This window comes from Spirosoma migulaei, assembly GCF_054776855.1.
On sequence record NZ_BAAHBG010000001.1, the window covers coordinates 181,908 to 195,708 of the forward strand.

10 protein-coding genes are annotated in these 13,801 nt (G+C 48.0%); 1 reads left to right on the forward strand and 9 read right to left on the reverse strand.

Features of this window, described 5'->3' with window-relative positions:
- Positions 1–171 precede the first annotated feature (171 nt).
- The 6 genes from ACYVGO_RS00660 to ACYVGO_RS00685 all read right to left on the reverse strand — a co-directional run bounded on the left by ACYVGO_RS00660 (position 172) and on the right by ACYVGO_RS00685 (position 8,318).
- Entirely contained in the window at positions 172–1,491 is a 1,320-nt protein-coding gene (locus tag ACYVGO_RS00660) for an MFS transporter (protein ID WP_460966781.1), read from the reverse strand.
- A complete protein-coding gene (locus ACYVGO_RS00665; RefSeq protein ID WP_460966783.1) occupies positions 1,488–2,156 on the reverse strand; it encodes a beta/alpha barrel domain-containing protein in 669 nt (222 codons plus the stop codon). The genes ACYVGO_RS00660 and ACYVGO_RS00665 overlap by 4 nt, the downstream gene beginning before the upstream one ends.
- Positions 2,157–2,263: 107 nt before the next feature.
- Positions 2,264–3,289, reverse strand: a complete 1,026-nt coding sequence (locus ACYVGO_RS00670) for a sugar kinase (RefSeq protein ID WP_460966785.1) — start codon at positions 3,287–3,289, stop codon at positions 2,264–2,266.
- Positions 3,290–3,478: 189 nt separating this feature from the next.
- Positions 3,479–4,909, reverse strand: coding sequence for a glucuronate isomerase (uxaC, locus tag ACYVGO_RS00675; RefSeq protein WP_460966787.1), 1,431 nt, complete (start codon positions 4,907–4,909; stop codon positions 3,479–3,481).
- Positions 4,910–5,002: 93 nt separating this feature from the next.
- Positions 5,003–6,658: a UxaA family hydrolase gene (locus tag ACYVGO_RS00680; protein WP_460966789.1), complete on the reverse strand. Its 1,656-nt coding sequence runs from the start codon at positions 6,656–6,658 to the stop codon at positions 5,003–5,005.
- 130 nt (positions 6,659–6,788) lie between these two features.
- Positions 6,789–8,318: a tagaturonate reductase gene (locus ACYVGO_RS00685; protein ID WP_460966791.1), complete on the reverse strand. Its 1,530-nt coding sequence runs from the start codon at positions 8,316–8,318 to the stop codon at positions 6,789–6,791.
- 279 nt (positions 8,319–8,597) lie between these two features.
- Between ACYVGO_RS00685 and ACYVGO_RS00690 the strand changes: the two genes are divergently transcribed.
- Positions 8,598–9,626 carry a LacI family DNA-binding transcriptional regulator gene (locus tag ACYVGO_RS00690; RefSeq protein WP_460966793.1) on the forward strand — a complete coding sequence of 343 codons (1,029 nt, stop codon included), beginning with the start codon at positions 8,598–8,600 and terminating at the stop codon, positions 9,624–9,626.
- A gap of 18 nt (positions 9,627–9,644) precedes the next feature.
- Here the strand turns inward: ACYVGO_RS00690 and ACYVGO_RS00695 are convergent, their stop codons facing one another.
- The 3 genes from ACYVGO_RS00695 to ACYVGO_RS00705 all read right to left on the reverse strand — a co-directional run bounded on the left by ACYVGO_RS00695 (position 9,645) and on the right by ACYVGO_RS00705 (position 13,419).
- A complete protein-coding gene (locus tag ACYVGO_RS00695) occupies positions 9,645–9,947 on the reverse strand; it encodes a DUF1330 domain-containing protein (protein WP_460966795.1) in 303 nt (100 codons plus the stop codon).
- Positions 9,948–10,142: 195 nt separating this feature from the next.
- A complete protein-coding gene (locus tag ACYVGO_RS00700; protein WP_460966797.1) occupies positions 10,143–10,706 on the reverse strand; it encodes a M23 family metallopeptidase in 564 nt (187 codons plus the stop codon).
- 1,033 nt (positions 10,707–11,739) lie between these two features.
- Positions 11,740–13,419, reverse strand: coding sequence for a glycoside hydrolase family 28 protein (locus ACYVGO_RS00705; RefSeq protein WP_460966799.1), 1,680 nt, complete (start codon positions 13,417–13,419; stop codon positions 11,740–11,742).
- Positions 13,420–13,801: the final 382 nt, after the last annotated feature.

The following is a 13,801-nucleotide window of genomic DNA, read 5'->3' on the forward strand; positions in this document are numbered from 1 at the left end:
CGAAAAATTAGATATAAATAGATAGTTTACCGATTAACTGGGATTTTTGGTAGGTTTAGACTTATCTGGACGTTTTATATAGGTTTATTATATTCTTAGGTTTGACGTTTGCAGTTCGAGGTTTGATGTTCTGGATTCAACATCAAACCTCGAACTGCAAACGTCAAACAGTTAAGCAACTGGCTCTGATTCAGGTATTCCTAAATTAACGGGCTGCATGGTTGGGGTAAGTAGGTGCATGACCAACCAGGCCAGCAAATAGGCCGATCCGCACATTAGGAAGATGATACTATACCCCCCCTGGGCGTCGCCCGCATGTTTATACGTATCCAGAATACGGCCGACAATCTCCGGGAAAATGATACCGCCAATTGAACCGGCCATACTGCCGATGCCCACGATTGAGCTAACGGCCCGTTTCGGAAACATGTCGGAAGCAGTTGTAAAAATGTTGGCGCTCCAGGCCTGGTGGGCAGCACCAGCCAAACCAATCAGAGCAACAGCGCCCCAGATACCCGGTCCAAAGCGAACAGCAATAACGGGTATCACCAGTAAGGCGAAGATGAACATGGCCGTTTTGCGCGCCCGCCAGACGGTCCATCCCCGACTAATCAGCGCCGATGATAGATACCCTCCGCCAATGCTACCAATACTGACCAGCGTATACAGAACCGCCAGATATAGGTTTGGCTTTTTTGTGTCGAGGTGGAACGTAGTGGCAAAATAATCCTGCAACCAGAAGAGGAAAAACCACCAGATGGGATCGGTCAGCATCTTACCGAAAACAAACGCCCAGGTCTGACGAACACTGAGCAGTTTAGCCCAGGATACGGGTTTGCCGTGATCGGCCACATCGTCGGGAGTAGTTTCGTTGTCGCTGTGAATGTAGTCGAATTCGGCTTTAGAAAGTTTAGCCTGCTTCGCGGGTATCTGGTAGGTAAAGTGCCAGAAAACCAGCCACACAAAACCAACGGCTCCAGTGATAATGAATGCCATTTGCCAGCCGTAAACACCCAGAATCCAGGGTACTAAGATCGGCGCGACCACCGCACCAATGTTGGCTCCTGAGTTAAAAATACCCGTTGCCAGGGCCCGTTCTTTTTTGGGAAACCATTCGGCTACAGTTTTAATGGCTGCGGGAAAGTTACCGGCTTCGCCCAGCCCCAGCCCAATACGGGCAATGATAAAGCCGAACGTGCTGGTGGCCAGCGCATGACCCATAGCGGCCAAACTCCAGAAAATAATGGAGATCGTATAGCCCATTTTGGTGCCGATACGGTCGATTACCCGCCCAAACGCAAGCAACCCGATGGCGTAGGCCGCCGAAAAAACCTGTATAATTCGACTAAAATCCAGCTCCGACCAGTGGAATTCCTGTTCCAGCGCGGGCTTCAATAAGCCAACCACCTGCCGGTCGAGGTAATTGATGGTGGTCGCAAAGAACAGCAGGGCTACAATAGTCCAGCGGTAGCTTCCCATGGGTTTATTCATGCGGCTTGAGGAATGTAGGGTGTAACAATCTGGACTAGGGCAGCTACGCGGTCTCGTAAAGCTGATGGGTCGGCGCTATCGCCGGAGAATAATTGCGAGCCAATGCCCACGGCCGTAACACCCGCTTTGAACCAGGCATTCAGGCTCTCACTCGTTGGTTCAACACCCCCCGTAACCATGAGTTTCAGCGAAGGCATTGGCCCTTTGATGGCTTTAATAAAGCCCGGCCCAACCACATTGCCCGGAAACACTTTTACCAGATCAGCACCCAGCAGGGTAGCCTGATAAATTTCGTTCAGTGTAGAACCCGCTGGCATCCAGGGGACGCCCTGAACGCGGCATGCATCGCCCACCGTGGGTGTTGTTATGGGCTGAACCACGAAATCGGCCCCGGCGGCTATAAATTTCCGGGCATCATCGGCGGTCAGGATCGTGCCGATACCCAGTGCCATTTCGGGACAATTTTTTCGTACATAGCCAGCTAACTGAGTGAAAACAGAAAGCGCTTTGTCGCCCCGGTTCGTGAACTCAAATACGCGTAAACCTCCGTCGTAACAAGCTTGCACAATAGCCTGAGCATGGTCGGCGTCGGGATGGTAGAATACGGGTACAATCGGGTGATTGATAACCAGGTCAAGGATTTCTTTTGGGGAGAATACGGGCATAAATTCGTTGTGGTTAAGGTTGTTTGTCGTTTGAGGTTTGAAGTCTGCGGTTTGTCTGGCTTAAGTCTCCAGAAAACGATTCTTACCTGAAACAATAACGTCAAACGTTAAACTGCAGACTTCAAACTACTTCGTTGAATTATATCGGCCACCGTTTGACCTGTGGCGTCGCCGAGTTCCTGCAACTTACCAAAAGCAGCGGCAGCAGCAAAATCGACCACGTCCTGTGGTGAATGTTGGTTATAGAGCCCATAAATTAGTCCTGCCATAAAGCAATCGCCACTTCCCACCCGGTCAACCACCGAATCGGTCAGTAATTCAGTCGAAACGTATTGTTGACCACCCGTGTACAGGGTCGTATAATAGCGAAGCCCAGCGGGTGGCGTATCGAACCGGAATGTGTTGGCCACGACTTTACAGCGCGGAAACTGTTTCTGAATCGCTTCTGACGTTGCCAGGGCATGGTTCAGATAATCACTCTGTTGCCCTTTGCTATGGATATGCGTATCGACCGGGATACCCAGTAGTGCATTGGCTGCCCATATGTTGCCCATCACAACGTCGCAATAGTCAACGATACCCGGCATAATGTCGGTAGGGGCTTTTCCATATTGCCACAGCCGCGCCCGGTGGTTCAGGTCGATTGAGACGGTAATGCCTTTAGCCGAAGCTACAGTCACTAATTCCTGACAGGCTGCGGCTACATCGGCACTCAACGCCGGACTAATGGCGCTGACATGTAGCCAGCTAGTATCCTGTAGGACAGTGTTCCAATCAACTTTGCCAACCGCCAACTCTGAAAAAGCCGAATGAGCCCGGTCGTAAAAGACGCCCGCATGTTTAAGGTCGCTTCCCTGGGGCAGATAATAACTCCCCACCCGTTGCCCAAAACGAACAATGCCCGATGGGTCAATTCCTTTGTCGGACACGTACCCGATAATATCGTCGGCCAGCGAGTTTTCGGGAAGAACCGTGCTGTATTTTACGGGTACGTCCCAATTGGCTAATGCGGTTGCCACGTTCAGTTCGGCCCCGCCTACAAATACGGGCATGGCTGTTTGCCGAATCCATTCGCCATTAGCGACTGGAGAAAATCGTAATAATAACTCGCCGAAGCAGCAGACTTTGGTCATATAAACTGGTTCCTGTTCCCTGCTCTCACTCGGCAAAGCCAAGCGAGAACGAGAGTTTAACGATCCTGTGATGTCAGGTTCTAAACCTGACAAGTGCGGTTTCTCAAAACCGTCTGAAATGAATTACAAACGCGGTTTTAAGAAACCGCTCAGTGTCAGTTTTGAGAAACTGACATCACCCATCAGTGATCAAACCGTCAACGACATCGGCTTATTGCTGAATCCGAAATAGGTTTTAGCATTTCCGTAGCAGATGTTTTGCACTACCTGGCCGGTCCAGTCCATATCGTCGGGGAGTTCACCGTTTTCGATATCGTTGCCGAACATATTGCACAAAATCCGGCGGAAATACTCGTGCCGGGGGTACGACAGGAACGAGCGTGAATCGGTGAGCATGCCTACAAAACGACTCAGCAAGCCCATATTAGAAAGAGCATTGATTTGCCGTTCCATACCCTCTTTTTGGTCCAAAAACCACCAACCCGACCCAAATTGCACTTTTCCGGCCACCGATCCATCATTGAAATTACCAATCATGGTCGCGATAAGTTCGTTATCGTTGGGGTTAAGATTGTACAGAATCGTCTTGGCTAGTTTGTCGTTCGTGTCGAGCCGGTCGAGGAAACGGGAGAGGGCGCGCGCCTGGGCGAAATCGCCGATGCTATCCCAGCCGGTATCGGGGCCAAGCTGACGAAGCATCCGGCTGTTGTTGTTCCGAAGCGCTCCGAGGTGAAACTGCTGTGTCCAGCCTTTTTCCCAATCCATCTCTGCCAGATGAACCAGCATCGCCGATTTGAACTTCAGGGCTTCTAAACCAGTCAACTCATCCCCCGAACGAACTTTATCGAAAATGAGGCTGATTTCTGCGTCGGTATAGTCTTCTGCGTAAATCTGTTCCAGACCGTGATCGGAAAGTTTGCAACCCATAGCCGCAAAATAATCGTGCCGCTGGCGAAGGGCAGTCAAAAAATCATTGAAGCTGCTAATTGAGATATTGCTGGCCGCTTCTAAACGGGCAACATATAGATTGAATACCCCGGCATCCTCAACGGTCATGGCTTTGTCGGGCCGGAAGGTTGGCAAAACACCAATCTCAAACCCCTCATTAGCAAGCTTCTGGTGATTTTCCAGCGAATCGACTGGATCATCGGTTGTACAAACAGTTTCGACGTTCATCCGACGAAGCAGATTCCGAACCGAAAAATCCGGCGACTGTAACTGTTCCGTGCAGGCATCGTAGATACGCCGGGCGTTTTTGCCATTAAGCGTTTCGGTGATGCCGAAATACCGTTGTAATTCCAGGTGTGTCCAGTGGTAAAGTGGGTTCCGAAGGGTATACGGTACAGTTTCTGCCCATTTTTGGAACTTGGCAAAATCAGACTGATTGCCCGTGCAATAGCTTTCATCGACTCCATTCGAGCGCATGGCCCGCCATTTATAATGGTCGCCGTAGAGCCAGATTTGCGTCAGGTTTTCGAACTGCTTATTCTCCGCAATCTGATCGGGAGGTAGGTGGCAGTGGTAGTCGATGATGGGCATCGGCTTGGCAAACTCGTGATACAACTGTTGGGCTGTTTCGGTTTGCAACAAAAAATCGTTGTTCAGAAAGGGCTTTTTCATGGGGGTAAATCGATAAACTAATGAATAATGGAGAATGGACAATGTATAATGGACAGACATTTACATTATACATTGTTCATTGTTCATTATTCATTATAAGGAAACTCCCCGTTTCCAGGGAATGAAATCATCCTGACCGTGGCGGACGGCGGCTATTTCCAGATCACCATTGGCTACCCGGATAATGTGTTCCAGAATTCGTTCGCCAGCTTGCTGAATGGTTTCGTCGCCATCAATAATAGTACCGGTATTGATGTCAATAATATCGGGCATTCGGTTAGCTAAAGCCGTATTGCTCGAAATTTTAATGACGGGCGCAATTGGATTGCCGGTTGGCGTACCAAGTCCGGTTGTGAACAGGACAACCGTAGCGCCTGAAGCCACTTCTGCCGTCGTCGATTCTACGTCATTGCCGGGTGTACATAGTAAGTTTAGACCCTGCTTGCGTACGGGTTCCGGGTAATCGAGCACGGCCACAACGGGCGAACTACCACCTTTCTTTGACGCGCCCGCCGATTTCATGGCGTCGGTAATCAGGCCGTCGCGGATATTACCCGGCGATGGATTCATATCGAAACCCGACCCAGCTTCTTTGGCTCGCTGAGCGTAAATATTCATCAATTCGCGGAACCGGGTGGCGGTTTCGGCATCAACAGCGCGATCACAAAGTTCCTGCTCAACGCCACAGAGTTCGGGGAATTCCGATAAAATAACGGTGCCTCCCAGCGCAACCATCAAATCAGACGCATGGCCCACAGCCGGGTTGGCCGAAATACCCGAAAAACCATCGGAACCACCACATTCCAATCCTATGACCAGTTTACTGAGTGGAGCGGGTTGTCGGACAGCTGAATTGGCTTGCATCAGTCCCGCGAATGTCTGGCGGAGTGCCTGACTAATCAGGGATTCTTCAGTACCAACGGTTTGTTGTTCCAGCACAAATAACGGCTTGTCGAAATGCGGAGTTCGCTTTTGGATTTCTTCCTGCAACATGGCCACCTGTGCATTCTGGCAACCCAGACTCAGGACGGTAGCGCCAGCCACGTTCGGGTGAGTGATGTAGCCGGCCAGCATCCCGCAGAGCGCCTGGGCATCTTGTCGGGTGCCTCCGCAACCACCATCGTGCATCAGGAACTTCACGCCATCAACATTCGGAAATAGTTTTAACTGGCCACTTACCGATTGTTCTGCGCTTTGCAGATCAGCCTGCAACACTTCTTCAACGGAGCGCCCGGCCTGAACCAGCGCTTTCAATTCCTGAGCCTGCCGCTGGTAGGTTTTCTTCCGACCGTAACCAAGGTCATTGACGAGCGCTTCTTCGAGTACCTGAATGTTTCGGTTTTCGCAGAATACCAGTGGAATAACGAGCCAGTAATTGGCCGTTCCAACGCTTCCGTCGGAACGATGATAGCCCATGAACGTCTGGTTCTTCCATTGATCAACGGCGGGTGGTGTCCATTGATACGATGCCGCATGCAGATCGTAGCTGTTGGGTGCATGTTGCACATTGAACGTCGTCAGCCGACCACCGGCCGGAATCGCATGCCTGGCTTTACCGACCAGCACACCGTACATCGTGATGGAGTCACCGGGCGCAAATGCATTGATCGCCAGCTTGTGTTTTGCCGGGATAGCCTCGGTCACCAGTATCGAATTGCCTTCGTCCTGCACGCGTTCGCCCGGTTCCAGATCGGTGAGAGCGACCAGCACGGAGTCGTTAGGATGTATTTTTAAAACGGTCTGTTTCATCTTGATATAACGTAATTGAAACACAGAGGCACGGAGTCATTCACAGAGAATACAGAGATACAATTTTTAGCTACCTATTTTTTCCTTTGTGTTCTCTGTGAATAACTCTGTGCCTCTGTGTTTCAATTATTCATTTTGTTACACTTTCTATATGGTCGAACTGAGCTGCTAACGTTACTGATACGCCGTTTTCGATCATCTGCGTCAGATAACCAGCTACCGAATCAGCAAAGCCCGGTAACTGGTTCAGGTCATGCCCCCAGAGCGCTGTATTCTGAAGGACAGTTGTCGTTAATTCCTGGGGTGTCAGGCGGGCCCATACATCGGCAAAATAGCCAGCCTGCGCATCCTGAATGGGATAAGCCTCACCAGCCCGTTCGCCATACCATACACCATCCTGTTGTGTGGTTGCTCGCATAAACAGCAGATAAGCCGCAAAGCCGAGGGAAATATAGCGGGGTGTTACGCCTAATTGCTTGTAATAATGGAGCAGCGTAGGAATGTTACGCATCTGCATTTTAGCTGAATATTGCATCGTAATGGCTATCCAGCGGTGTTCGATGAATGGATTTCGGAAGCGGTCAAGCACATGAAAACCAAATCGTTGCGCGATTTTTTCATCCACCGAATAGGGGATTCCCGGAATCAATTCGGCCAGCATTACGCTACTGATAAATGCTGATAGCACCTCATCGTCCATTCCTTCCCGAACCGTTTCGAAACCACTCAGATACGCCAGCCCGCAACTCAGTGTATGGGTGCCGTTGAGCAAACGAAGCTTCAGTTCGCGGAACTGGTCGATGTTGGGACGGATGAAGATATTCTCATCGGCCTGATGGAACGACAAAATATCTTGTACATGTTCGTCTCCCTCGATAGCCCACAGTCGGTATACTTCCGACATGGTCAGTAGCTCATCTTCATAACCAAGTTGTTCAGAGAGCGCTTTATAGGTAGCGGGGTCTGGGCGGCCGGGTACGATTCGGTCAACCAGCGAATTGCAACAGGTATTAGCCGTTTCGAGCCAATTAATAAAGGTATCTTCCAGTCCGTTTTGATTGGACAATTCCAGCAAAATAGCTTTCAATTTGGTGCCGTTATCTGGAATAAGTTCCGTTGGAACGATGACCAGCCCTTTTGTGGGATCACCGTTAAACGCTTGATAGCGAGCGTACAATACGGCCAGTAATTTGCCCGGAAATGACTCCGGCGGAGACTGTTTAATATCGTCCTGCACTAACTGAATACCAACTTCTGTCGTATTAGATAGGACGATTTGCAGGTCAGGGCTGATGGCAACGCGTAAGATCTCGTCCCACTGCTGTTTCGCCGACAAGACCCGGCTGATGGCCGAGCAGATCACGTTTTCTTCAACGAGTTTTTTGTTCTCAACCCCCCGAATGCAGAGCGTATATAAATTATCCTGTCGAGCAAAGGCCGACATATCGCCCCCATCCGTCGATTTTACGACCACAATTCGCCCGTTGAAAATACCCTGACGATTCGCTTTGTCGATCAGGTAATCGGGTAGGCCGCGTAACAGAACACCCGTTCCGAACTGAAGCACCCGCTCGGGTAGCTGCTGGAACTGATGGATTGGTAAACTGACATCGGTGCTGGATTGAATCAGGGGCAGCGACTGGATAGATAGGGGATTCATAAGGCCGGATGGAACTATGTCGAAAATTGTCTTTTTTATGGAAAACAAATAACCCATTGGCAGTAGTGTTTAGTTACTTGCCTTCCTAAGGTTAAGCAGGCTATTTGTTAGTTAGAAACTTTTAAAGATATTTATTCACGCAAACGTTATCGGGAACGTTGCCGGATTTTGATTATCCTACTGGAAAACGTAGAAATGAGTAGTTGACCGCACTACTTACCTTATATCACTGACGTATCGAGGAACTAGTTAATTTTTGTACTTTACCAGTATTTTGTTTTGGAGGCCATTACGATAAAAGATATTGCGCGTGCGTTAAACCTTTCGACCTCGACGGTCTCGCGGGCGTTGCGGGATAGCTATGAAATTAATCCGGAGACCAAACGTCTGGTCGTCGAATACGCCGAACGGTTCAATTACCGGCCTAATCCAATTGCACTTAGCTTAAAGGAAAACCGTAGCCGGGTTATTGGGGTTATTGTTCCTCAAATTGCCAATAATTATTTTTCCCAGGCGATCAATGGGATCGATGCCATTGCCTACAGCCGGGGCTATCAGGTTATCATTTTTCAAAGCCACGAGTCCTACGAACGGGAACTGTTGATTGTGCAGCAGGCGGTTGCCCGTAAGGTAGATGGGTTACTTATTTCCCTGTCGGGTGGTACGGCAGATGTCGCACATCTGCGCGACTTGCAGAATCGAAAACTACCCATTGTCCTGTTCGACCGGGTTTCAAAAGAGCTGGATTCACTCTGCGTCACTGCCGATAATTTTACCGGTGCCTTTGCGGCTACCGAGCACCTGATTCAATCGGGCCGACGGCGCATCGCGCATCTGGCTATTCCGTCCTACATCTCTATTACCCAGGAGCGGTTGGCAGGCTATCGGGCCGCCCTCGAGAAATACGGCTTGCCCTACGATGAAAACCTGATCCGGTATTCTGAATTCAACCAGAACGACGTGGACCCCGTTGTGAATGATTTACTGAATCAATCCCCCGATGCGTTCTTTGCCGCTGGTGACCGGCTGGCGCTGGGTTGTTTAGCTGCCCTGAAAAAGCGCAACGTAGCCATTCCAGAAGCTATTTCGCTGATTGGTTTTACGAACACCGCCGTTGCCGATTTGCTCGCACCCCCCATGAGTACCGTTGTGCAGCCTGCTCTTGAAATTGGTCAGACAGCCGCCGAAAAATTGATCGACTTGATTGAAGGCAAGCAAAAAGTAGCGCAACCCAACATGATCCGAATTCCAACCCGGATGATTGTCCGGGCATCGTCGCAGCCGGTTGATATGGTGACGAAGGCTTAATTTAGGGGGTTGTAGGTATTATAGTTTTGTTCCCTTGATCAGGATTGACGCCTTGATGGACTGCTCTTTAAGGTGTAGGAACTTCTTCCGTTCGTCGTCCTGCATAAAGTTTTCAAAATCCTGCTCTGCATCAAATTCCACGAGGTGAATTTCGTAGGGTTTATCAATCTGCTGTTCGATGAACGCGTCCTCTGTAGGCCGTACGCGCAGCAAGAGCCGTCCGTTGTATTTCGCGATTGTCGGAATCGCAATGTCTTCAAATTGCTGAAATACCTGCTCCTGGCCTTCTTTGATGAAAATTAGCTGAGTGATGTAGAGCATGGGGTTTAGGGATTTGAATTGGGTGGTTAGTTATTGGATTCAACATCAAAGAGGGGCCAGCTTTGGTTTGGGATATGGCTCCTGTCAGCGGGAAACTAAATTAGAAAAAAATACAGCCTAATCCATCAGTGAATAGCACTTGTTACAGACAGAGATTTGGCATGGTAGTAGTTTTCTCATACGGTTGTATATCTATTATGAAGTTTTACGTTCAAAATAGTTGTCCAAGTAGTCAATTGGATTAAGGAAAAATATTTTTTTCCAACCTTGCCTTTTACTATCAATACGCCAGAAATATGGAATAATTGTTACTATTGAATAATGCAAATGGGGCTCTTTACCGACTGCATTTCCGCTCGTTCCAACTGTTCCAATAGTTTTAGTCCTGTTTACCCAAGAAAAAGTTGACGTTTTTATTGTCTGCAGGTGAGCGTAATAGTGAAGTCGCCATTTCGGACCTAACACCAAAACTACATTTCCTCCTCTATTAATTTGTCCGCTGTAAAGAACAAATCCAATCGTTGACGAGTGAACAATTGTGCCTTCTTTCGCAAAGATATCGACGCCTTTGTGTGTTATAGATTTTCCCCATGGGTAGTACCAAAATGATTTTGGGTTGTAACTTTTCTTCGAGGCTTTGTCCACAGGCATTGAGAACTTCTGTGGAATTAATAGCCAAACAACGAAAAAAGCTAAACTGAAAAGCCCAATTTTTTTCTTACTTGTCAATACCTGGATACTTTTTTTAATTTCTACCAATGGAAAAGTATTTAAAAAAATAGGGAATTAGGAGCTCGCCTACTGTGACTAGAGTTAGTAAGTGGTGAATTTCGAGTGAATCACACTGCCTCATAGTATAATGGTTGCTGGTACAAATGTTTGTTGATGTACTTATGTTCGTCACTTTTTTTTATAAATATGATGTTGAATGTTGTCTATTTTATATGTATACTTACCTAATTTAGGTTCTTATTTAATGGTCACCACCACTCAAAATTAAAATATATGAAGTACAAATTTTTATCATTTCTATTTATGATATTTCCTTTCTTTAGTTTTTACTTACAGAAGAAATATTGCTATGAAAATGGGTTGCAAAAAATATTCGACCAACACTATGTTGTTAATTATATCGATTGGCTATTCTGTGGGATTAATTTTTTGTTTTTGTCCTCTATTAAGCATCCAGTTAACCTTAAAGCCATTTTTTCTTTTACATTATTAAGTATTTGTTCGAATTTTATTTTGAATCTATATTGGGGTAATCTAAACGAAAAAACCCTCATGTTTTCTCATTTTTTTAACCCAAAGACTAATATTTTAAATTTTTCAGGTGCGATAGTTATTTTGCTAATTTAGGTGTAGCGCATGGTCGTTTGAATAGCATTGTAGCTAAGTAATTCCTGAATCAATATGATGTCGTATCCACATTCAAATAGTTACTCGGCTACCACTTCCGTAACGTATCGCTTGATCCCTTCTTTAGCATCGTAAATGTGGTTTTTTAATTTAACCTCCTCAGTCACAAGACTTTTTTGTTCAGGTTTTTATGGGATTCTTCTGCTAGGTTTTGCCTTAGTACTGCCTGCAATCTTATGCTATCGATTTGACTTATGCAACTAAATTTGAAAAAATACTTACTATTATCTCTATAAATTAGCCATAAGAACTAACCATATATATTTTGAGGAGAGGCAACTAATAGTTCGATAGAGAACACACCCTTATAAAAACTCAGGGCCTGTAAGCTAGCTTACAGGCCCTGAGTCACAACTAGAGGTATGGATAGAATCTAGTTCATCCTCAACGCATTCGCTGGGACACCGGCGCTTGTCTCTGCCGTTTTCTTTGCGTGCGAGGTATTGGTGTTCAGGAGTTTGATGCCGTTCGAGCGGTCGCCGGAGATGTGCATGAGCAGGTTGGTGTTGTCGGCGTAGTGGATGTTGTCGAGCGTGATGTTACGGCTGTTCTGGATTTGCATCAGCGTTTTGGCTGGTGACAGTAGGGTTACGTTTTTCAGGCGGATGTTCTCAGCTTCGATGCAGACAAACCCCTTCCGACTTTGGAGAACCGCGTTTTCAATCAGAATAGCCTTCACCGCCATTTCGGGTAAGCCACGCACCATGATACCCTTTTCAGCCCCTTTGCAGGTTATGTTCCGAATCTGAAACGACCGGAATTGAGGAGTGGCTTCAGAAAGTGGCTGGGCCGGAATTATTGGAAGTTCGTTGCTCTCGCTCGGCGTGGATTCGCCCTGTTGCGGCACCGGGTCCTTGGCCGCGTAATACATGTCGAACAGAATGGCTTCTCCGGCAATGTTGGTCATGTCGATGCCATCTACATAGATGTTTTCAACGACACCCCCGCGTCCACGGGCCGTTTTGAACCGTAGCCCTATATCGGTACCCATAAACTGACAGTTCGAGACGTACAGATTTTTCACCCCGCCCGACATTTCACTCCCGATCACAAACCCGCCGTGGGCATGATACACCCGGCAATTCCGCACAATGATATTTTCGGTCGGAACGCCCCGCTTGCGGCCCTGTTCGTCACGCCCTGATTTGATGCAGATGCCATCATCGCCCACATCGAACGTACAAGCCTCAACCAGTCCATTCCGGCATGATTCCAGATCAAGACCATCGCCGTTCTGCGCATACCAGGGGTTCTTTACCGTGACGTTACGTAACGTAATATGCTCGCACAGAAGCGGGTGGAGGCACCAGGCAGGCGAGTTCTGAAAGGTGACACCTTCGAGTAAAATGCGTTTGCAGCGCGTCAGGCTCAGCATGTTTGGGCGCAGGAAATCCTTGATGCCCTCGTAATACGCCATCGGCTGGCCAGATTTTACGGCCGTCATAGTGGCTCCCTTAAACGACTGTTCTGAGGGATACCACATATCCTTTTTATCGTTTACCACCCCGCCCGATGCCACGAGCTTCTTCCACTGATCGTCGGTGAGTTTGATTTTTTTGACCATTCGCCACGCATCGCCAGCCCCGTCCAGAATGCCTTTGCCAGTAATGGCGATGTTGTCGAGGTCAGTGCCCGAAATAGGAGCCTGATTCCGAACAGCGTCTTCACCTTCCCAGGACGTGTTCACTAAGGGATAGGCGGTGCGCTGGTCGGTGAATTGTACTAAAGCACCTTCGGCCAGATGCAGATTGACGTTGCTTTTCAGGGAAATTGGTCCGGTTAACCAAAGGCCACGCGGTATCACGACTACACCCCCGCCACGGCGATTGCATTGCTCAATGGCTTTGTTAATGGCCGACGTATTGAGTGTGAGTCCATCGGCTACCGCACCAAATTTGCTAATCAGTAAGGTATCTTTTCGAAATGTAGGAGCCTGGATTTTCGGCAAATCAACTCCTGCTGAATTAAAACTGACATTGCCTTCTGAGCTGCCAGGAGCCATGCGAAAGGCAGTAATGAGAATGAGTGCGAGTAGGCCAGTAAGCGTTTTCATTGGGGCTCGGGAGAGAAATCGACTAGTTGTAATGACGCGATTTTAGACGATCTGATGCTGATTTTCATCCTAAAGTGACCCAAAAATCGGTACTCCTTCAAGCAACGATTGTCCTTTATTTACGCAATCGTTGCCGGGAACGTTGTCAGGATTTGTTTATAGGAGTGATCTCCGCACTATTGACTTAAATGAAGATAGCGGTCTATACGGTAAACCACTCTCGTGAAAATAGCTACAGCATATACATCTTTTGACCGTTGCCTAAGCCCCGTTAGGGGCGGTATGTTAATAGAAAATACTAGACCCTAACCCTGTAGCTCCGTAGGTGAGACCTATTTTGATATATACAGGTCGCACCTACGGAGCTATAAGACTTTGTGAA